The organism is Pseudomonas entomophila, assembly GCF_023277925.1.
Classification (GTDB): domain Bacteria; phylum Pseudomonadota; class Gammaproteobacteria; order Pseudomonadales; family Pseudomonadaceae; genus Aquipseudomonas; species Aquipseudomonas entomophila_D.
The window spans coordinates 2,861,510-2,882,149 of record NZ_CP063832.1 but is presented as its reverse complement, the minus strand read 5'-3'; the positions used below and the strand labels follow the sequence as shown (position 1 = coordinate 2,882,149).

At 64.2% G+C, this 20,640-nt stretch carries 16 protein-coding genes; 10 read left to right on the top strand and 6 right to left on the bottom strand.

Annotated elements, in window-relative coordinates:
• The first annotated feature begins 6 nt into the window (after positions 1 to 6).
• The 5 genes from IM733_RS12550 to IM733_RS12530 all read left to right on the top strand — a co-directional run bounded on the left by IM733_RS12550 (position 7) and on the right by IM733_RS12530 (position 6,439).
• The gene (locus tag IM733_RS12550; protein ID WP_248916998.1) at positions 7 to 1,263 is read left to right on the top strand and encodes an HlyD family secretion protein; all 1,257 of its coding nucleotides are present in this window, start codon (positions 7 to 9) and stop codon (positions 1,261 to 1,263) included.
• Positions 1,260 to 3,386 carry a peptidase domain-containing ABC transporter gene (locus tag IM733_RS12545; RefSeq protein ID WP_248916997.1) on the top strand — a complete coding sequence of 709 codons (2,127 nt, stop codon included), beginning with the start codon at positions 1,260 to 1,262 and terminating at the stop codon, positions 3,384 to 3,386. Before IM733_RS12550 ends, IM733_RS12545 begins: the two co-directional genes overlap by 4 nt.
• The gene (locus tag IM733_RS12540; RefSeq protein WP_248921101.1) at positions 3,383 to 4,729 is read left to right on the top strand and encodes a TolC family protein; all 1,347 of its coding nucleotides are present in this window, start codon (positions 3,383 to 3,385) and stop codon (positions 4,727 to 4,729) included. Before IM733_RS12545 ends, IM733_RS12540 begins: the two co-directional genes overlap by 4 nt.
• 158 nt (positions 4,730 to 4,887) lie before the next feature.
• The gene (locus IM733_RS12535) at positions 4,888 to 5,772 is read left to right on the top strand and encodes a glycosyltransferase family 2 protein (RefSeq protein WP_248921100.1); all 885 of its coding nucleotides are present in this window, start codon (positions 4,888 to 4,890) and stop codon (positions 5,770 to 5,772) included.
• A gap of 88 nt (positions 5,773 to 5,860) precedes the next feature.
• Entirely contained in the window at positions 5,861 to 6,439 is a 579-nt protein-coding gene (locus IM733_RS12530) for a CatB-related O-acetyltransferase (RefSeq protein WP_248921167.1), read from the top strand.
• A 68-nt stretch (positions 6,440 to 6,507) separates the two neighbouring features.
• Here IM733_RS12530 and IM733_RS12525 read toward each other — a convergent pair whose 3' ends face one another.
• The 3 genes from IM733_RS12525 to IM733_RS12515 all read right to left on the bottom strand — a co-directional run bounded on the left by IM733_RS12525 (position 6,508) and on the right by IM733_RS12515 (position 11,909).
• Positions 6,508 to 8,274 carry a phosphoethanolamine transferase CptA gene (locus IM733_RS12525; RefSeq protein WP_248921099.1) on the bottom strand — a complete coding sequence of 589 codons (1,767 nt, stop codon included), beginning with the start codon at positions 8,272 to 8,274 and terminating at the stop codon, positions 6,508 to 6,510.
• Positions 8,275 to 8,423: 149 nt separating this feature from the next.
• Positions 8,424 to 10,490, bottom strand: a complete 2,067-nt coding sequence (locus IM733_RS12520; RefSeq protein WP_248921098.1) for a methyl-accepting chemotaxis protein — start codon at positions 10,488 to 10,490, stop codon at positions 8,424 to 8,426.
• A 66-nt stretch (positions 10,491 to 10,556) separates the two neighbouring features.
• Entirely contained in the window at positions 10,557 to 11,909 is a 1,353-nt protein-coding gene (locus IM733_RS12515; protein ID WP_248921097.1) for an APC family permease, read from the bottom strand.
• Between the two features lie 645 nt (positions 11,910 to 12,554).
• Here IM733_RS12515 and IM733_RS12510 point away from each other — a divergent pair.
• Positions 12,555 to 14,069, top strand: a complete 1,515-nt coding sequence (locus tag IM733_RS12510) for a YdgA family protein (protein ID WP_248921096.1) — start codon at positions 12,555 to 12,557, stop codon at positions 14,067 to 14,069.
• Between the two features lie 252 nt (positions 14,070 to 14,321).
• Positions 14,322 to 15,380: a quinolinate synthase NadA gene (nadA, locus tag IM733_RS12505; protein WP_248921095.1), complete on the top strand. Its 1,059-nt coding sequence runs from the start codon at positions 14,322 to 14,324 to the stop codon at positions 15,378 to 15,380.
• A gap of 113 nt (positions 15,381 to 15,493) precedes the next feature.
• On the opposite strand, the gene IM733_RS12500 is transcribed toward nadA, so the two are convergent.
• Entirely contained in the window at positions 15,494 to 16,930 is a 1,437-nt protein-coding gene (locus IM733_RS12500) for a M48 family metalloprotease (RefSeq protein ID WP_248921094.1), read from the bottom strand.
• A gap of 106 nt (positions 16,931 to 17,036) precedes the next feature.
• Here IM733_RS12500 and IM733_RS12495 point away from each other — a divergent pair, with 106 nt between their 5' ends.
• Positions 17,037 to 17,276, top strand: a complete 240-nt coding sequence (locus IM733_RS12495; protein ID WP_248921093.1) for a sulfurtransferase TusA family protein — start codon at positions 17,037 to 17,039, stop codon at positions 17,274 to 17,276.
• A 22-nt stretch (positions 17,277 to 17,298) separates the two neighbouring features.
• Complete coding sequence (locus IM733_RS12490; protein ID WP_213657910.1) at positions 17,299 to 18,369, top strand: AI-2E family transporter; 1,071 nt, start codon at positions 17,299 to 17,301, stop codon at positions 18,367 to 18,369.
• A 73-nt stretch (positions 18,370 to 18,442) separates the two neighbouring features.
• Here the strand turns inward: IM733_RS12490 and IM733_RS12485 are convergent, their stop codons facing one another.
• Together IM733_RS12485 and IM733_RS12480 are read right to left on the bottom strand one after the other, a co-directional pair.
• On the bottom strand, positions 18,443 to 18,916 hold the full coding sequence (locus IM733_RS12485; protein WP_248921092.1) for a peroxiredoxin: 474 nt from the start codon (positions 18,914 to 18,916) through the stop codon (positions 18,443 to 18,445).
• Between the two features lie 10 nt (positions 18,917 to 18,926).
• Positions 18,927 to 19,487 (bottom strand): glycine cleavage system protein R, encoded by a 561-nt coding sequence (locus IM733_RS12480; protein ID WP_011535133.1) that lies wholly within the window; start codon positions 19,485 to 19,487, stop codon positions 18,927 to 18,929.
• A gap of 259 nt (positions 19,488 to 19,746) precedes the next feature.
• On the opposite strand from IM733_RS12480, the gene dapA reads away from it, so the two are divergent.
• Entirely contained in the window at positions 19,747 to 20,634 is an 888-nt protein-coding gene (gene dapA, locus IM733_RS12475) for a 4-hydroxy-tetrahydrodipicolinate synthase (RefSeq protein ID WP_248921091.1), read from the top strand.
• Positions 20,635 to 20,640: the final 6 nt, after the last annotated feature.

Genomic DNA, 20,640 nt, shown 5'->3' with positions numbered 1-20,640 from the left:
CAGGGAATGCTATTTCGAAAGGAAGCGCTGCACGCAGGCAGGGACAAGGAACTGGGCAACGTGGTGCTGGTCTCGCCGCCGTCGTTGCGGCTGGCGGGGGCAGGTGCAGTGCTGTTTTGCATCCTGCTGGCGCTGTTCCTCGGCCTTGCCAGCTATACCCGGCGCGAAGCCGTCACGGGTGTGCTGGTGCCTGAAGGGGGGCTGGTCAAGGTCTTTGCGCCCCAGGTGGGGGTAGTCCAGGACCTGGCTGTCAGCGAGGGCCAGCAGGTGCGGGCGGGGGCAGCCTTGTTGACCCTGGTCAGCGACACCCACAATGGCGATGCCAGTGCCAACCAGGTCGCTATCAGCCGCCTCATCCAGCGCCGCAACAGCAGCCTGGCCGATGAAATCACCGAAACCAGGGTGCTGCACCAGCAGGAGCGCGAGGGCAAGCAGCGGCGCCTGGCGATGCTGCAGGGCGAGCAGGACAAGGTTGCTGCGCAGATTGCCCTGACCGCTCAACGGCTGGCCCTGGCCCAGGGCATCGCTGAGCGCTACTTGGAACTGCAGCGCCAGGACTTCGTTTCCCGTGATCTGCTGCAAGCCAAGCAGGATGCGGTGCTCGAAGTGCGCTTGCGGGCCGAAGAGCTGAATCGCTCACTGTTGGCCCTGCGTAATGACAGCGCCGCCCTGCGCGCCGAGCTTGCCGAACTGCCTTTCAACCAGACCAAGCAACTGGCGGATCTCGACCGACGCTTGCTGGAGAGCCAGAGTAGTCTGCTGGAAAGCGAGGTGAAGCGGCAGGTCGTCATCACCGCGCCGGCCGCCGGAGAGGTAACCGCCATCGGCGTGGTCAACGGTGCCCGCGCCGACGTCAGCCGCCCACTGTTCAGCCTGGTGCCCCAGGACAGCCAGCTCTACGCCGAACTGTACGTGCCCAGTCGCTCGGCCGGCTTCGTGCGGCCCGGCCACGCGGTGATGCTGCGTTATCAGGCCTACCCCTACCAGCACTTCGGCCTGGCCCGGGGAACAGTGGCCTCGGTGTCGCGCAGCGCCTTGCCCGCCGATGAAATCATGACCGTGGGCGCGGCCTCCGAAGCGTTGCGCGAGCAGGGGCCGTTGTACCGGGTGCGGGTCACCCTGGAGCGGCAGAGCCTGTTCGCCCGCGGGCGCGAAGAGCGCCTGCGCTCGGGCATGCAATTGGACGCCGACATCATGCTGGAAAACCTGCCGCTTTATGAATGGCTGCTCGAGCCACTGCGCGGCATAGGAAAACGACTGTGAGTATCGCCCAATCCCTGAATTTCGGCGTCGGCCGCAAGCTGCCGGTCATCCTCCAGGTCGAGGCGGCGGAGTGCGGCCAGGCTTGTCTGGCGATGATCGCCGCCTATCACGGGCAGGTGCACGACCTGCCGTCGCTGCGTCAGAAGCTGTCGCCCTCGATGAAGGGGGCAACGCTCAAGCAACTGATGGCCATGGCGGCGCAACTGGGCTTGGCCAGCCGGCCATTGCGCCTGGAGCTGGAGGCGCTGGAGCAGCTCAAGCTGCCGTGCATCTTGCATTGGAACTTCAACCATTTCGTGGTGCTCAAGGAGGTCGGCCCCCGTTGGGTGACGCTGCACGACCCGGCGCGTGGCGTTTGCCGGCTGACCCGCCAGGCGGTGTCCGAGGCCTTTACCGGCGTCGCCCTCGAGCTGTGGCCACACGATGATTTCCAGCCCGGCGAAACGAAGACCCCGTTGCCGCTGCGGCGTTTGCTCGGCCGAGTGCAGGGCTTTGGCGGGGTGCTTGGGCATGTGCTGGCGTTGGGCGTGGCGCTGGAGGTGTGCATGATCCTGACGCCGTTCTTCCTGCAAACGGTGATCGACAAGGTGCTGGTCAGCGCCGACCGCGACTTGCTGGCGGTGCTGGCACTCGGTTTCGGCCTGTTGCTGGTGGCCCAGCAGGCCCTGTCGCTGGCGCGATCCTGGGCGTTGATGTACCTCGGTACCTTGCTCGGCAGCCAGTGGCAGATCAATGTGTTCAACCACCTGGTGCGTTTGCCGGTGGCTTACTTCGAGCGCCGCCACCTGGGCGATATCGTCTCGCGCTTCGGCTCGCTCAAGGCGATCCAGCGCACCCTGACCACGTCGTTCATCGAGGCCTTGCTCGACGGGATGATGACGGTGGTCACTCTGGCCTTGATGTTCCTCTACAGCCCGCCGCTGGCATTGATCGCGGTCGCCGCCATGCTGCTCTATGCGTTGGCGCGCTGGGCCTGGTTCGGCCCATTGCGGCGGGCCAGCGAGGAGGAGCTGGTGCGTGCCGCCCGGCAGCAGAGTTACTTCCTGGAAACCATGCGTGGGGTGCGCACGCTCAAGCTATTCGCTCGCCAGGAGCAGCGCGCCACGGTCTGGGGTGGCCTGTTGGTGGACGAGATCAATGCCGGGCTGCGTCCGCAGAAACTGCAACTGTTGTACCGCGCATTCAACGGTTTGCTGTTCGGCACGGTGACACTGCTGGTGATCTGGCTGGGTGCCAGGCAGGTGATCGAGGGGGTGTTCAGCGCCGGCATGCTGATCGCCTTCAATGCCTACAAGGACCAATTCAATGGCCGGGTGGCGGGGCTGATCGACAAGCTGGTGGATGTGGTGATGCTGCGCCTGCATGGCGAGCGCCTGGCAGACATCGTGCTGCAGCAGGCCGAGGGGCGGGGAGGGTTGGTGGATGTGCCGCCGGACGGCCCGGTGCCGCGGCTGGAGGTGCGTCAGTTGCGGTTTCGTTATTCGGACCATGAGCCCTGGGTGCTCGATGGTCTCTCGTTGACCGTCGAGCCGGGCGAGTCGCTGGCCATTGTCGGGCCGTCCGGGTGCGGCAAGACCACCTTGCTCAATGTCATGCTTGGCATCCTGCCACCGGTCGAGGGGCAGGTGCTGCTGGACGGTGAACCGGTGGATGCGAACAACCTCGACCGGCTGCGGAGTATCAGCGCCACAGTGCTGCAGGACGACGTGCTGTTCGCCGGCTCGATCGGCGACAATATCAGCTTCTTCGCCAGTGACGTCGACCAGAGCTGGGTCGAGCAATGCGCCCGGCTGGCCGCGGTGCATGAGGATATCGTGCGCATGCCGATGGCCTACAACACCCTGGTCGGGGACATGGGCACGGTGCTCTCGGGTGGGCAGAAGCAACGTATCCTGTTGGCGCGTGCGCTCTATCGCAAACCTAGGTTGCTGTTTCTCGACGAAGCCACCAGCCACCTGGATATCCAGCGCGAGAACGCGGTGAACCAGGCTCTGCAAACGTTGAACATCACGCGGGTGATCGTTGCCCACCGACCAGACACGATACGCTCGGCACAGCGTGTGGTGGCCTTGGTCAACGGTCGATTGGCCGGCAATGGCCCCCGGCAAGACGCCGCGCCATGAACGGGTGGCGACGCTTGACCGCGCTGCTTGCGCTGTCGAGCCTGCCGTGTCTGGCTGTCGGGGCATTGCAGGCGTGCCCCGGGCCTTTGCGCCCGGGGGAGGCGCTGGGTTTGTCGCGGGCGGTGGCCATGGCGCTGTGCGCCGACCCTGAACTCGAGGCGGCCTGGCGCACGCAGCTGAGCAGCCAGGCCAGCATGGAGGCCGAGCAGTCTGCCTACTGGCCGACGCTGCAGGGCGTCGCCAGCACCGGCAGGGCCAACCGCAAGACCCGTTACGAGGGCTTCTCCGACGCAAACTCGACGCTGGATGCGCGTACCAGCAGCTATGGCGTGAACCTCAACTGGGTGCTGTACGACTTCGGCCTGCGCGAAGCCAAGGTGGAAAGTGCCCGGCAACTGCTCAATGCGGCGAGCAGCAGCCGGGTGGCGAAGATCCAGCAGGTGGTGCTCGACACCAGCAAGGCGTTCTACCAGGTGCAGGCCAATGATGCGTTGCTCGAAGCGCGTCGCAGTATCGAGGCGCTGGCCGCTGACAGCTTCAAGGTGACGACCGCCAAGCATCAGGCTGGCGCGGGTGAGCAGGCCGATCGCTTGCAGGCGCAAACCACCTACGAACAGGCCCGGCTCGAGCGGGTGCTGGCCGAGGGTGACCTGGCCACGGCCCGGGGGGCGCTTGCCAGTGCGCTCAGCCTTTCGCCGTCCACGCCGCTACGGCTCGAGGCCCTGAATGAGCCCGAGGGACAGGAAACGGCCTTCATGGCCGGCGTCGATGCCCTGATGGAGCAAGCCAGGCGCAACCACCCGTCCGTGGCGAAGGCTCGCGCCGAATGGTCGTCGAGCCTGGCCAGGGCCGATGCGGAGCGCGCCCAGGGGCGACCGAAGATCGCTTTGTACAGCAGTTATCGGCACGACGACACGCCGGTGGAGCAGGTGGCTTCGCGCCAGCAGATAGAGACCTGGACGGTGGGGCTGCAAGTCACTGTGCCGATTTTCGACGGTTTCCTCGCCCGGCGTCGGACCCGCGCCGCCGAGTACGAAGCCGGTGCGCGTGAGCAGGACCTGCAGCAAGCCGAGCGCAGCATTGCCCTGAGTGTATGGCGCAGCCGCCAGGCCCTCGAGGCGCGCACCCAGGCCTTGGCCATCAGTCGGCGCCTGGTCGGGAGTGCCAGCCAGTCGTACCGGGTGGCATTGGGGCGCTACAAGGCCGGCGTCGGGAGCATCATCGAGCTGCTGAATGCGCAGAACGACCTAGCGAGTGCGCAACAGCGCCGGGTCAGTTCGGTGGTCGAATGGTATACCGCGAGGCTGCAGTTGGCGGCGGACCTGGGGCAATTGGGGCAGTGACGGTGTTCCCCGCAGGCCGGATGTCCGTGTGTGGCATTGCATATGCAGGCTTTGTCGTGTTCACTATCTGATCGCGTATACTCTCGTTCGCCCGGCGCAACACTGTCATGCTGCCTGTCGGGAGGCCATTCCACCGCGGCCAGAGGCGCCTCAGATCAATGACACATGGAAGCGAGCAGCACAGTGAGACCCAGCCCCCGCTGATCTCTGTCGTGGCACCCTGCTATAACGCCGAGAAGTACCTGCGGGAGGCCCTGCAGAGTATCTTTGCTCAGGATTACCCGAACTTCGAAGTCATCATCGTCGATGATGGCTCGAGCGACCGCAGCGTGGAAATGCTGCGCGAGTTGCAGAAAACCTACGACTTCACGCTCCTCACCCAGGCCAACCAGGGCGTCAGCGGCGCACTCAACACCGGGCTTGCCCATGCCCGTGGCGTCTATGTGTCGACGCCGGACCTGGACGACATCATGCTGCCACACTCGCTCAGCGTGCGTGCCCGCTATCTGGACGAGCACCCGAAAGTAGGGTGCGTGGGTGCGCTGATCACCTACATGGACACGGAAGGCCGCGACACCAAGGTGCAGCAACGCAGCGAGATCAAGACCTTCAGCTTCGAGCAGATACTGCGCGATGCCGTGGTGATCGGTGCACCGGCTTCGTTGTACCGCATGGAGGCGATGCGGGCGGCGAAATTCTATGACCCGGCGATCAAGGTCCAGGACTTCCAGATGACCCTGCGCATTGCGTCGCAGGGCTACGAAATCCACGAGCTTCCGGTATGCGTCACGCGTTATCGGCGCCACCCCAACAACTTGTCGCGAAAGTTCAAGGTGCTGCTCGAGGCCGACCTCAAGACCATCGCCCCGTATCGCGAGCACCCGGCCTACGCCTGGGGGCGTTCGGTGCTGGTGCACAAGGCCTTGAAGTACGCGGTGGTGTCGGACAAGGGCTACGCCTGGCAATTGCTGCGTGGCATCCCGCTGCGCCATTACAACAAGACTACCTTCAGGCGTATCAAGCGCCTGTTGTTCCACCGTTGATGATTCTCACCCACTTCGCCCCTGGATACCTTTCTTGAATCTCTGGCAGAAACTGATCAATCGGCGGGAGCGCAAACGCCTGCGCGCCATGGACAAACTCGACCGGGCAGCGGAGAAACTTCGTCTGAGCTTTCCCCGTGGCAGTGTGGGAATTGGTAGTTATGGCACGCCACTGGTCACCGAGTTCGGTGACGACGCGGTGCTGCACATCGGCAATTTCACGTCGATTGCTGAAGGCGTGCAGATCCTGCTAGGCGGTGAGCACCGCACCGATTGGCTGACCACCTACCCATTTCCCGCCAAGATCGATGGTCTTGAAGACATCAAGGATTACTCGCCAAGCAAGGGTAATGTGGTGATCGGCAGTGACTGCTGGATTTGCACCAATGCGATGATTCTCTCTGGGGTCACCATCGGCCATGGCGCGATCGTTGCCGCCGGTGCCATGGTTACGCGTGACGTGCCGCCCTACGCTGTGGTTGGTGGAAACCCATGCAAATTCATCCGCTGGCGCTTCGACGAGCCAGTACGCGAGGCGCTGCTCGAAGCGGCCTGGTGGGACTGGCCGGTCGATGAGGTGAAGGCGGTGGCGCGCATGCTCTGCAGTGGTGACCTGGACGCATTTCTCGACTATGCACGCAAGCGCCAGGCAATCCCCGCGCCCTGATTACTGGCATTGCGCCAACCCGTAGGAGCCTGCCTTGCTGGCCAGGCTCCTCGTCGCCTGCTTCCTGCTCATATCTTGCCCGGCTTCGGCATGTCGCTGCTGACTGTCTGCTGTTTATCGGCCTTGCCGGTGGGCAGTTGGTCGAAGTCATGCAGGCCATTCTTCGCGTAGGGGTTGCCGATCCAGCGCGGTGTGGCGACGAACTGATCGCTGACCACGCTCTTGGCCGGCTCGTAAAGGTCGTAGCTGAGGCCGGCCAGGTCGGACAGCGTATGGATCAGGTGCGCACTGCTGTACGGGCGCGCGGCCGCCGCCTGCAGGTCGCGTGGGTGGCTGGCTTGCCAGCTCGGTGAGGTCCAGAGCAGGAATGGGATGGTGTACATCGGCCGGGTCGGATCGCCTTCGTTGCGGCCCAGGCGGTCGTGGTTGCCCGAACTGTAGACATCCTCGCCATGGTCGGAGAGGTACAGCAGGAAACCGTTCGGGGTGCTCGCCGAATAGCGCTTGATCAGGCTGGATACCACGAAGTCGTTGTAGCGCACTGCGTTGTCATAGAAGTTGTAGGTTTCGACCTGGTCAGGTGACAGCGCTGCGGGTGCCCCCTGGTTGTCCTTGAAGTGCTCGTACTGCGCCGGGTAACGGTAGCGGTAGTCCATGTGCGTACCGAGCAAGTGGACAATGATGAGCTTCTTCGGCGCCGGGTCCTGCAAGGCCTTCTCAAAGGGGGGCAGCACCACGTCATCGTACTGGCTGGCATTCTGGTTGCGCTGGTTGTTCAGGTACACCGGCTCGTCCGTCTGCTGGGAGAAGGTGGTGAGCATGGTGTTGCGTTTGGTCATGGTCTGCTGGTTGGTGATCCAGAAGGTCTTGTAGCCCGCCTGTTTCATCAGGTTGATCAGCGACGGGGCGCTGAGGAAGCGATCAGGGTGCTCTTCGTCGCCGAAAGTCAGGATCTGCTGCATCACCTCGATGGTGTAGGGGCGCGGCGAGACGACGTTGCGGAACACTGTCAGGCCCTTGTCGCTGGCGGCCAGGGCATCGAGGTTGGGCGTGGTGTCACGGTTGTAGCCGTACACGTGCATGTGTTCGCGGGTGGTGGACTCGCCCAGTACCAGCACCAGTGTGCGTGGTGTGTCGCCGTTGCTGTCCTTGAGCCCTTGCAGTGGAGGCAGCGCGGCGTTTTTATCAAGCAGTTCCTGCATGTTGTCCAGTTGCTGGCGATACTGCCGGTAGCCGACCACCAGTTGCCACGGCACGGCGGGTTCCATGCGTTGCTCGACCTTTTCCCGGGCATCGGCGAACGAGCGTTCCTGGGTGACCATCTGTTTGTAGAAGGGGTAGACCAGGATTGCGGCCAGCAACATGACGACCAGTGGCAGGCGAGTGCGCAGGGGCAGGGTGACGGGGCGGATGCGTCGCCACAGCAATACGGCAACGACCGTGTAGAGCAGCAGCGCCAGGCACAGCGTGACACTGAAGTACTGGCTGAAGTATTCGCTGGCTTCGGCGGTGTTTGATTCGAACATCACGAAGATGACGCTCTGCGAAAACTCCTGGCGATAGATACCGAAGTAGCTCAGGCCCACCAGCGATGACGCCCACAGCACCAACCCGATCAACGCGGACAGCGGGCGGGTCAGGCGCGGTAGCAGCAGAACCGGGGCGAGCCACAGGCTGCTGAGAATGAAGGCATCGCGAAAGCCAGCGAAGCCAGTGGTGCCGCTGAACAGCAGTAATGCCTGGGTCACGCCGGAGAAGTACCAGAAGAACAGCAGCAGCCAGCCTAGGCCAGCCCAGTCCACGCGTTTGCGAGTAGGGGTAGAAGAAGTCGACACGTATGCCTCGTTGCACCTGAAATGGCCGGATCTGGCGAGCGGCGGGTAAGGCAGGCGACGCTAATGCAGGCAGCGTGAAAAGAACGTCAACGGGACATGAAAGTCTTGGAGTTGTGTCGCTCCTACAGAAGTGTTCCATGAGCGTCGGCTTACACCCGGAACTGCTCCATCAGTGCCTGTTGCTGATTGGCCAGGCGGTTCAAGGCTTGGCTGATCCGCGCCGACTCATCGGCCTGTCCCGACAGCGACTCGGTCACATCGCGGATCCCGGCCACGTTGCGGTTTACCTCTTCGGCCACCGCGCTCTGTTCCTCGGCCGCCGAGGCGATCTGCAGGTTCATGTCGGTGATCACCGCCACCGCCTCACCGATACGCTGCAGGGCGGGCAGGGTCCGCTCCATTTGCGTGGCGCTTTCCTGGGCTTGGCGCTGGCCGCCGCGCATGGCCTCGACCACATCCCGAGTGCCCTGCTGCAGGCCTTCGATCACCTGGCGAATCTCCTCCACCGACACCTGGGTGCGCTGCGCCAGGTTGCGCACCTCATCGGCGACCACGGCAAAACCACGCCCGGCTTCGCCGGCCCGGGCCGCCTCGATGGCCGCGTTGAGGGCCAGCAGGTTGGTCTGCTCGGCGATAGCGCGGATCACCTCCAGCACCGAACCGATCTGTTCGCTGCGGCTTTCCAGTGCGCGCGCCTCTTGCATTGCGGTGTCCATGCCGCCGGCCAGTTGGTCGATGGCTTGACGATTGGCGTCGACCAGCGCCAGCCCTTCGCGGGCGGCCTGGTCGGCACCACGGGCGGCCTGGGCGGCCTGCGAGGCGTTGTGGGCGACGTCCTGGGCGGTGGCGCTCATCTCGTTGGCGGCGGTGGCCACCTGTTCGATCTCGCGGTGCTGTTGCTGCATGCCGGCGCTGGTCTGGCTGGCGATGACCGCCGATTGATCGGCGGTGCCACGGGCTTCCTGCAGCGAGCCCTTGACCTGGGCGATCACCGGCTGGAGCTTGTCGAGGAAACGGTTGAACCAGCCGGTCAACTGGCCCAGTTCGTCGTCGCGGGCGTAGTCCAGGCGGCGCGTCAGGTCGCCTTCGCCGCTGGCGATATCCTTCAGCCGCGCAGCCACGGCGAGGATCGGCCGGGTCACGCCGCGGGCGGTCAGCCACACCAGCAGCAGGCCCGCGACCGCCGCGCCCAGGCCGATCAGCAGGCTAGTCAGGTTGGCGCTCTGGTTGTGGGCGTCCAGGCGCTGGTTGAGGGCCACCGCCGGTGCCTGCAGTACCTGCTCGGGCAGTTCCAGAAGCACCTGCCAGGGCGCGGCGTCGGGGATCGGGGTGAACGGTCGGGCGACGCGCAACAGGCCATCGGCCACGGTCTGCTCCAGGGGCTTGGCCAGCTTGCCGGCGTCACGGCTGTTGCCGGCCAGCAACCCGGCAGGGCTGACGATGCTGACTTGGCCCTGGCCGTCGAACAGCTCCTGGCGGCCATCCAGGCTCAGTTGCTGCAGGTTGTCCAGGCCGATGTCCAGGCCGAGTACGCCGACTACCTTGCCACCTTCGAGCAGCGGCAGGGCGATGCTGGTCATCAGTACCTGGCGGCCGTTGACCTCGTCGAAGTACGGGTCGAGCACACAGGCCTTGGCGGTCTGTTGCGGGCAGGTCAGCCAGCGATTGTAGGGGGAACCGTTGGCGCCGACCGTGGTGTCGGCCAGCATCGACTCGGGCATGGCTTCGGCTTGCAGCGCGCCAGGGCTCGATTGCGACCAGTACAGCGAGAAGCGCCCGCTGTCGTTGCTGCCCAGCTCGGCCTGGGCGACGAAGCGGCTGTCCTGATGGTCCAGGGCATTGGGTTCGAAGACCAGGTACAGCCCGGTCAGGTTCGGGTTGCCCGCCAAGGCGCTGCGGGCCTGGGCAGTCAGTACCGTGCGCAGGTCGCTGTCGCCGCGCGCCTTGAGCACCTGCACCAGCCGGGCGAAGCCGTTGCCGTACTGGTAGGCATCCATGAAGTAGCGCTGGATGCGTAACGCCTGGGTCTCGGCGTGGGCCTGCAGGCGCAGGCGCGCGCTGTGTTCGAGCATCTCGGCGTTGGCCTGGCTGACCAGCGCTGCGCTGCGCCTGGCCTGGGTGAGCGAGGTGGCAACCAGCAGGGCGACGATGGCCAGCAGGCACAGGCCGGCCAGCAAGGTGATCTTCCACTGGATGGAGAGGCGACGCAGCGGCATGGTGACGTTCCTTTTGGTTCAAGCACAACGCCCGCGGTCAGGCGCGGGCGTTGTCGTGGGCGGGTGTCATTCAGCGACGTAGTTGGGCGGTGCGACCCGGAAGGCCTTGGTCAGCCAGGCCAGGTAAAGCACCCCGAGCGCGGCCCAGACCCCACCGAACAGCAGCGAGTTCTGGTTCAGGTCCAGCCACAGCGAGACGATGATGCAGAAGCCTATCGTCGGCGCCACCAGATACTTGAGGTTGTTCGTCAGGCCCTTGTTCTGACCCTCGCGGATATAGCAGTGGTTGATCACCGACAGGTTGACGAAGCTGAACGCCACCAGGGCGCCGAAGTTGATGATCGAGGTGGCCGTGACCAGGTCGAAGAAGATCGCCGACAGTGAGATCAGGCCGACCACCGCGATGTTCAGCACCGGGGTCTTGTAGCGCGCGTGCAGGCGGGCGAACACGCTGGCCGGGATCACGTTGTCGCGGCCCATCACGTACAGCAGGCGCGAGACGCTGGTTTGCGAGGCCAGGCCCGAGGCGATGGTGTTGATCACCGTGCAGGCGATGAACACCGACTGGAACAGCTTGCCGCCGACGTACAGGGCGATTTCCGGCAAGGCTGCTTCCTGGTCGTGGAAGCGTGCCATGGTCGGGAAGTAGGCCTGGATGAAGTACGACACCAGGATGAACACCGCGCCGCCGATCAAGGCCGTGAGGAAGATCGCCCGGGGGATGGTCTTGCCTGGGTTGCGGGTCTCTTCCGACAGGCAAGTTACCGCATCGAAGCCCAGGAACGAGAAGCACAGGATGGTCGCGCCGGCGGCCAGCGCGGCGAACTGGGTCTGGTCATCGGCGAACGGCACCAGGCTCCAGGCGGTGCCCAGCCCCTCGCCGTGGCCCAGGCCGCGCCAGCAGAGGTAGAGGAACACGGCAATGATCGCCACCTGCACGACGACGAACAGCAGGTTGAAATGCGCCACCAGGTTGACGCTGCGCATGTTGATCAGGCTGATCAGGGTGACGAACCCGGTCACCCATACCCAACCGGGCACCTCGGGGAACATCGCCGACAGGTAGAGCTTGGCCAGCAGCGCATTGACCATGGGCAGCAGCAAGTAGTCCAGCAGCGACGACCAGCCGACCAGGAAGCCCACGTGCGGGTTGATGGCGCGCTGGGTGTAGGTATAAGCCGAGCCGGATTGTGGGAAGCGCCGCACCAGGGTGCCGTAGCTCACAGCGGTGAACAGGATGCCCAGCAGGGCCAGGATGTAGGCGCTGGGTACATGGCCTGCGGTGATGCCCGAGACGATGCCAAAGGTATCGAACACGGTCATCGGCGTGAGGTAGGCCAGGCCGATGATCACCACATGCCAGAGGCGCAGGGATTTGCGGAACTGGGCGTTGCCGGGTGCGCTGTGGTCAGGCTGCATGCGGGCGGCTCTCCTGATCCTGGGCAACGGGCACGGCGTGCGGCGGGCACGGCAAGGTCGAGCGGACAGGCTCCATGTTGTTCACCTTTTATGTCGGAGCGGGGGAGTGCGCGGGGTGGGCGCGGGTATCAGGGCAGGCAGCGCCGGGGCGAGGAAGGCGGCGCTTGGGGGCTGGGGCGATTGGGCATCATGGCGGCGCTTTTTTCTTCTTCGTGAGTGGGGCGCGTGCAAGGTGGGGGAAATAAAAACGATGGGGGAACGGGTGTCAAGTTAAACATGACAAAGGGATAGATGACCTTAATTGGTATCGGGTTATTTGGTCGCGTTTTGATTTATTTTTGTCGTTTCAGCGAGCGTAAGTCGATTTTGGTGTTCGTAAAAATTTACAAAGGTTTGCTTGGACCCTCCCCTGTGAGCGCGGGTTTACCTGCGAATACACCGGTGCGCCCGCCATCGCATTCGCGGGTAAACCCGCTCCCACAGGGGGCGCAGCCTTCTTCCTATCCTCGAGACATTGGTTTTCCAGACACAAAACCCGGTGAAAGCGCCGCGTTCCCGGGCCGTCGGTGATATTCTTGCACCCTTGCGTGGCCACCTCCCTGGGCTGCGTATTCGCCCTCCTATGGACAGCAATCGGTTCTATTCATGAAGAAATCAGTAGGCATCCTCTGCGGCCTGGCCGTCGCCATCGCCGCCGCAACCACCGCAGGCGCCTGGTACACCGGCAAGCAGCTGCCGGCGGAGCTGGAGCGCTCCGTCGCGCGTGGTAACGAAGAATTGAAGAAGGCCCTGGCCGGCAACGGCGGCAGCATGACCATCGAGCTGGCCTCGCTGGAACAGCACTTCTTCACCAGCACCGCGCACTACCGCCTCAAGGCCCAGAACGTGCAGCTCGGCGAAGCCGAGGCGCTGAACTTCAACGTTGGCGTGGTCGACCAGATCGAGCACGGTCCGTTCCCCTGGTCGCGGGTCAAGGCATTCAAGCTGATGCCGGTGATGGCCACCAGCAACAGCGCGCTGGAGAAGGATGACTTCACCGCTGGCTGGTTCACCGCCGCTGGCGACAAGGCGCCGGTCACTGCGCAAGTCAGCCTTGGCTATGGCGGCGGCATCGACAGCGACATCCGCCTGGCCCCGGTCAAGCTCGAGCAGGACGGCGACAAGGTCCTGGACTTCTCCGGCCTGCAGTTGCTGATGGGCAGCGACCGTGACGGCAAGGCCGTTACCGTCCACGGCAACGCCGAGCGCTTGGAACTGAACTTCGCCGATGGGCAGCAGGTACCGGTGAAGATCCTGCTCAATGGTTTCAAGATCGGTGGCAAGCTCACCGAGACCGACCACGACATGATCTACGTCGGCAACCTCGACATGGCCCTGGGCGACGCCCAGATCACCAGTGGGCCGAAGCAGGAAGTGCTGGTGCTCAAGGGGCTGCAGCAGAACAACCTGTACAACGCCGAGGGCGAAGCGAAGGATAAGCTGTCCGGTCGCCTGGAGTACAAGGTTGCCGATATCAGCTACGCCGGGCGCAAGGTGGGTAGCGGCGAGATGGTCTTCACCATGAAATCCATCGACATCCCGGCCATGCAGGCGCTGATGGAGTGGTACCAGACCAAGCTGCCGGAGGTCCAGCAGGCCGCCGCCGAGGGTGAGGCCATGCCGTCCTTCGACATGACCCCTGAAGAACAGGCCAAGGTCCAGGGCGACTTGCAGACGATGCTCGCCGGTAAGCCACAGCTGGCGCTGGAGAGCCTGGCATTCAAGACCGCCAATGGCGAAAGCCGCTTCAGCCTGTCGATGGACTTCGCCAACCCAAGCTCGTTCGACCTGCCGCCGGACCAGTTGGGCAAGCAGCTGATTTCGAAACTGCATGGCAAGCTGAGCGTGTCCAAACCGATGATCAGTGACCTGGCTACCTTGCAGGCACTGCTCGAAGGCGAGACCGACGCCCAGGCCATTGCCCAGCAGTCCGGCCAGGCCGGTGAAATGGTCGGCATGATGGCTGTGCAGAGCGGCATGGCCACGGTGCAAGGCAGTGACGTGGTGGCCAGCCTGCAGTACGCCGATGGCATGGTCGATTTCAACGGCAAGAAAATGACCGTCGAAGAGTTCGCCATGCTGATCAGCGCCCACCTGGCGGCGCTGTCGCCGCAAGGCTGACCCCGCTGGCGCAGCCCGCTCGCCTGTCGTGGGAGCGGGCTTGCCACGCGATCGATGCAACGTCGATCGCCCTGCCTGCGTGTGCAAAAACCCCTTTTGCATCGCCCTGATTGCCTGTAGCCTTCGCGTCCGATAATAATCCGCGCCCGCAGAGGGGCTGTGACGCTGGCCGTCCGGCGCCGTTAGCCGATCTGCCAGGGCCGGGTGATACACTCGACTGACGCGCCCACGCGCCCCGCAGGTCCAGCGATCATGACCCAGATTTCCGAACGCCTGTTGGTTCAGGCCCATCTTGATGCCAAACAGCCCAATCCGCTGACGCCCGAGCAGGAAGCCGACTACCGTGCGGCCATCGCCGCGGAGCTGAAACGGCAAAACGCCGTGCTGGTCGCCCACTATTACTGTGATCCGGTGATCCAGGCGCTGGCCGAGGAAACGGGTGGCTGCGTGTCCGACTCGCTGGAAATGGCCCGCTTCGGCAAGAATCATCCGGCCGAGACCGTGGTGGTGGCCGGCGTGCGTTTCATGGGCGAGACCGCGAAAATCCTCACCCCGGAAAAACGCGTGCTGATGCCCACCCTCGAGGCGACCTGCTCCCTCGACCTGGGCTGCCCGGTGGAAGCCTTCTCCGCCTTCTGCGACCAGCACCCCGAGCGCACCGTGGTGGTCTACGCCAACACCTCCGCCGCGGTGAAGGCACGGGCCGACTGGGTGGTGACCTCCAGTTGCGCGCTGGAGATCGTCGAAAGCCTGATGGACAACGGCGAAACCATCATCTGGGGCCCGGACCAGCACCTGGGGCGCTACATCCAGAAGCAGACCGGTGCCGACATGCTGTTGTGGGACGGCGCCTGCATCGTCCACGAAGAATTCAAGTCACGCCAACTGGCCGACATGAAAGCGCTGTATCCGGACGCGGCGATCCTGGTTCACCCGGAGTCGCCGGAAGCGGTGATCGACCTGGCCGACGCGGTGGGCTCCACCAGCCAGTTGATCAAGGCGGCGCAAACGCTCCCAAACAAGACCTTCATCGTCGCCACCGATCGCGGCATCTTCTACAAGATGCAGCAGCTGTGCCCGGATAAGGAGTTCGTCGAGGCGCCCACCGCCGGCAACGGCGCGGCGTGCCGTAGCTGCGCGCACTGCCCGTGGATGGCCATGAATACGCTGGAGCGGGTGCTGGATTGCCTGCGCAAGGGCAGCAACGAGATCTTCGTCGAGCCGGCGCTGATTCCCAAGGCGATCAAGCCGTTGAACCGCATGCTGGATTTCACCCAGGCGGCGCGCTTGAAGTTATCCGGTAACGCCTGACGCCATCTCTGTAGGAGCGGCTTCAGCCGCGATGCAGGCACCGCGGTGTCTGTTACCCGCTTCGCGGGTGATCGCAGCTAAAGCCGTCCCCACAGGAAAATCGGCTGTGGGGCTTAGCGCCCCATCATCTCCTTGACCATCCGCTGCTGCTCCATGATCTCGCGCTGGCGCTGGTCGATCTGTGAGGCCAGCGGGAAGTTGCTGCCGGCGCGGCGCTTGGCGTAGTCAAGCTGCTGGATCGCCTGGTCGAAGTCGCCGACCAAGGTGAAGTACTCGGCCCGCGCGCGGTGCAGGCCGATGGTGTTGCCCGACAGGCCGCGTACTTCGGCCACGTCGTACCACACATCCGGGTCATCCGGCCGGCTCTTGACCAGGTCATCCAGCACCTTTTCCGCCTCGGCCGGCTTGCCCTGCTTGATCAGCAGGTCGGCGCGCACCTGTTTCAACGGATAGTTGCCCGGGTACAGCCCCTGCAGGCGCTGGGCGCGTTGCTGGGCGTCGGCCAGGCGGTTGTTGGTTATGTCGAGGTCGATCTGCGCCAGGTTGTAGGTGATGTCGTTGGGCGCCTTTGCCAGCAGCGGCTTGAGATTCTCCCGCGCTTCGTTGAGCTGGCCGCCCTTGATCTGCGCCAGGGCCAAGCCGTAGCGCGCGGCGTCCATTTGCGGGTTTTCGTCGAGCTGGGCGCGGAAACGCTTGGCGGCAAGGCCCGGAGTGCCTTCGTAGGTGAGTGCCACGCGGGCGCGGATCAGCTGGTAACGCAAGGTGTCCTCGGTGCCGTCCTTGCGGGCCTGTTCGGCGCGGTTGCGGGTGTCGGCGATACGCGATTCGGTGACTGGGTGGGTCAGCAGGAACTCCGGCGGCTTGGCATCGTAGCGGTACTGGCGTGCCAGGCGTTCGAACATGTTGGGCATGTTGCGCGGGTCGTAGCCAGCCTTTTCCAGGTTGAGGATGCCGATGCGGTCGGCCTCCTGCTCGTTCTGCCGGGAGAAGCGCCGTTGCTCCTGGATCGCTGCGGCCTGGGTGCCGGCGATGACGCCGATACCCGCATCGCCACCGCCGCCCGCAGCGAGCACGATGCCGGCCAGCAGCGCCGCCATCATCGGGAGTTGCATGCGTTGCTGGGCTTCGACGCCCCGGGCGAAGTGGCGTTGCGACAAGTGCGCCAGTTCGTGGGCCAGTACCGAAGCGTATTCGCCTTCGGTCTGGGCGTTGAGGAACAGGCCGCCGTTGACCCCGATGATGCCGCCGGGGGCGGCGAAGGCGTTGAGTTCCTTGCTGTCGATGAGGATGAATTCGAGGCGACGGTCCTGTACCTGGCTGGTCTCGGCCAGCTTGTACACGGTAGTCTCGACGTAATCCTTGAGCTGCGGGTCGTTCAGTTGGTTGACCTGGCCCCGCAGCAGGCTCAGCCAGGCGCGGCCGAGCTGGTGTTCCTGCTGCGGCGAAACGATCGCGGAGCTGGCATCGCCCAGTGACGGCAGGTCGTCGGCGTGACCGGGCAGGGCCATCAGGCAGGCCAGCGTCAACAGGGTGGGGCGCAGTAGATTCATGCAGAAGCTCGCCTCGATCAAAAGGCTTACTGTAGCCGGGTCGCGCGATGCCGACCAGTGGCGCTATCCTACGGGACTTTTCCGCACCGCCCTGGAGGCGCACCCGATGAGCGACACCCCGACCTGCGACGCCGAACTCGACGCCAGCGGGCTGAACTGCCCCTTGCCGCTGCTCAAGGCCAAGCTGGAACTCAACCGCCTGGCCAGTGGCGCGGTGCTCAAGGTGACCGCCACCGACGCCGGTTCGCAGCGCGACTTCCGCACTTTCGCCCAGCTTGCCGGTCATACGCTGCTGCGCGAAACGGCCGAAGCCGGGGTATACACCTACTGGCTGCGCAAGGCCTGAGTCTCTTTTCCAAGGATCGTCAATGTTCAAAGTGCTTCGCGACTGGATGCAGCGCTACTTCTCCGACGAGGAGGCAGTGGTACTGGCGGTCCTGCTGTTCCTGGCCTTCACCGTGGTGCTCACGTTGGGCGGCATGCTCGCGCCGGTGCTGGCGGGCATGGTGCTGGCGTTCCTGATGCAAGGGCTGGTCAACGCCCTGGAGCGGCTGAAGGTGCCGAGCCGGTTGGCGGTTTGGCTGGTATTCACCCTGTTCATGGGCGCCCTGGCGGTGTTCATGCTGGTACTGGTGCCGCTGCTCTGGCATCAGTTGATCACCCTGTTCAATGAATTGCCGGGCATGCTCGGTAAATGGCAGTCGCTGCTTCTGTTATTGCCGGAGCGCTATCCGCACCTGGTGTCCGACGAGCAGGTGCTGCGCGCCATCGAGTCGGTGCGTGGCGAAATCGGCAAGTTCGGCCAGTGGGCGCTGACCTTCTCGTTGTCGAGCCTGCCGCTGCTGGTCAATGCCATGATCTACCTGGTGCTGGTGCCGATCCTGGTGTTCTTCTTCCTCAAGGACCGCGAGCTGATCGGCCGCTGGGTCAGTGGCTACCTGCCGCGCCAGCGCACGCTGCTCAATCGGGTAGGGGTGGAAATGAATCGGCAGATCGCCAACTACATCCGTGGCAAGGGCATCGAAATCCTGATCTGCGGTATTGCCACCTACATCGCCTTCATCAGCCTGGGGCTCAACTATGCGGCCCTGTTGGCGCTGCTGGTGGGGTTGTCGGTGGTGGTGCCCTACGTGGGGGCGGTGGTGGTGACCGTGCCGGTGACACTGATCGCGCTGTTCCAGTGGGGTTGGGGCGACCAGTTCATCTACCTGATGGCGGTGTACGCGATTATCCAGGCGCTCGACGGCAACGTGCTGGTACCGTTGTTGTTCTCCGAAGCGGTGAGCCTGCACCCGGTGGCGATCATCTGCGCGGTGCTGTTGTTCGGTGGGTTGTGGGGCTTCTGGGGGATCTTCTTCGCGATCCCGCTGGCGACGCTGTTCAAGGCAGTGCTGGATGCCTGGCCGCGGCAGGAGTCGTCGGTCGCGCCGATGTTGTGATGCGTTCGCCGGCAAGCCGGCTCCTACCTTGATCGCGACCTGTAGGAGCCGGTTTGCCGGCGAATGGACTGCCTTAGGCCTTGTTCAGGGCCTCGGCCGCCGCCAGTACGGCATCCACATGCCCAGGCACCTTCACCCCACGCCATTCCTGGCGCAGCACACCGTCCTTGTCGATCAGGAAGGTGCTGCGGTCGACGCCCATGTATTCCTTGCCATACAGCTTCTTCAGCTTGATCACGTCGAACAGTTGGCACAGCGCCTCGTCCTTGTCGCTGATCAGCTCGAAGGGGAAGGCCTGCTTGGCCTTGAAGTTCTCGTGCGACTTGATGCCATCGCGCGACACGCCGAACACCACGGTGTTGGCCGCCTGGAACGCCGCGTACTGGTCGCGGAAGCCCTGGCCCTCGGTGGTACAGCCTGGGGTGCTGTCCTTGGGGTAGAAGTACAGCACCACCTGCTGACCCTTGAGTGCAGCGAGGCTGACAGCCTGGCCGCTGGTGGCCTGGGCCTGGAAATCGGTGACGGGTTGGTCGAGTGCTACGGCCATGGGAGCTTCCTTACACAGGGTTCTGTGGGCGCCACGGTTCGATCAGCGCATCCAGGTTGAGGGCGTCGGCGAAGTCGAGGAACTGGTCGCGCAGCCAGCTGATCTGGGTGCCGGCCGGCAGGATCACGGTGAACTGGGCGTTGAGCATGCTGCTGCCGGTCTGCGGGGCGAGGTAGGTGTCGCAGGTCATCGCCTCCAGCTCGACGCGGTGGTCGAGGAAGAACTGGCACAGCTCGTTGATGATGTCCGGGCGGTAGGCGGCGCTGACGTAGGCGACGTATGGCAGGGCCTGCGGGCGTACCTCCTGGTCGGCGCTGCGCACCACGTCCAGTGTGAGACCGTGCTTCTTGCCCAGGCCAGGCAGGGTGGCCTCCAGGCGCGCCAGGGCGTCCCAGCTGCCGCCGACCTGCAGCACCAGTGCGCTGGTTTCGCCGTGACGGGTCAGGCGCGAAGTGACCACCGCGCAGCGGTTGTCGAAGGCGGCGCGGCTCAGGACGTTGGCCAGCTCCATGGGGTTGGGGCCCAGGGCGCTGATGACGAGGAATTGTTCGCGAACGGTGGGGGTGGACATGCAGCATTCCTAAAGCGATGAGCGGTCGATGCAGGACGGGGGCAAGCCTCCAGTATCAGCGGGCCCCGGCCGGTTTCAAGGGCGGTGGACGCAGGCGAGGCGCACTGTCGACGGCCCGGCGGGCCGCGCTGCAACGATCAAAGGGTCAAGGGTAGCGAAAAGCGGCGCGAAGGGGAATGCTCCGCCCGCCTGCTTCGCTTGTGCAAGGCCGATGGCGCCAGTACCATTACCGCTCTCTTTTTCCGGCAGGAGCAATTACATGATTGCGGGCAGTATGGTGGCGTTGGTCACACCCATGGATGCACAAGGGCGTCTGGACTGGGACAGCCTCGACAAACTTGTAGACTTCCACCTGGAAAACGGCACCCACGCGATCGTAGCTGTCGGCACCACCGGCGAATCCGCCACGCTGGATGTCGAAGAGCACATCCTGGTCATCAAGCACGTGGTCGAGCGGGTCAAGCATAGCAAGAAGCCAATCCCGGTGATCGCCGGCACCGGCGCCAACTCCACTGCCGAAGCCGTCCACCTCACGCAGAATGCCAAGAATGCCGGCGCCGACGCCTGCCTGCTGGTCGTGCCGTACTACAACAAGCCAACGCAAGAAGGCCTGTACCAGCATTTCAAGCACATCGCTGAAGCCGTCGACATTCCGCAGATCCTCTATAACGTGCCCGGCCGCACCTCCTGCGACATGCAGGCCGAGACCGTGATCCGTCTGTCGAAGGTCAAGAACATCATCGGTATCAAGGAAGCCACTGGCGACCTGCAACGTGCCAAGGCCATCCTGGATGGCGTCGACAAGGATTTCATCGTCCTGTCCGGCGACGATCCGACTGCCGTCGAGCTCATTCTGATGGGCGGCAAGGGCAATATCTCCGTCACGGCCAACGTCGCCCCGCGCGAAATGGCCGACCTGTGCGAGGCCGCCCTTGAGGGCAACGCCGAGAAGGCCCGCGCAATCAACGAAAAACTCATGCCGCTGCACAAGGACCTGTTCTGCGAGGCCAACCCGATTCCGGTGAAATGGGCGCTCGTCGAGATGGGCCTGATGCACAAGGGTATCCGCCTGCCGCTGACCTGGCTGAGCGAAGGCTGTCACGAAAAAGTCCGTACTGCCTTGCGCCAGTCCGGCGTACTGGTTTAATCGAGG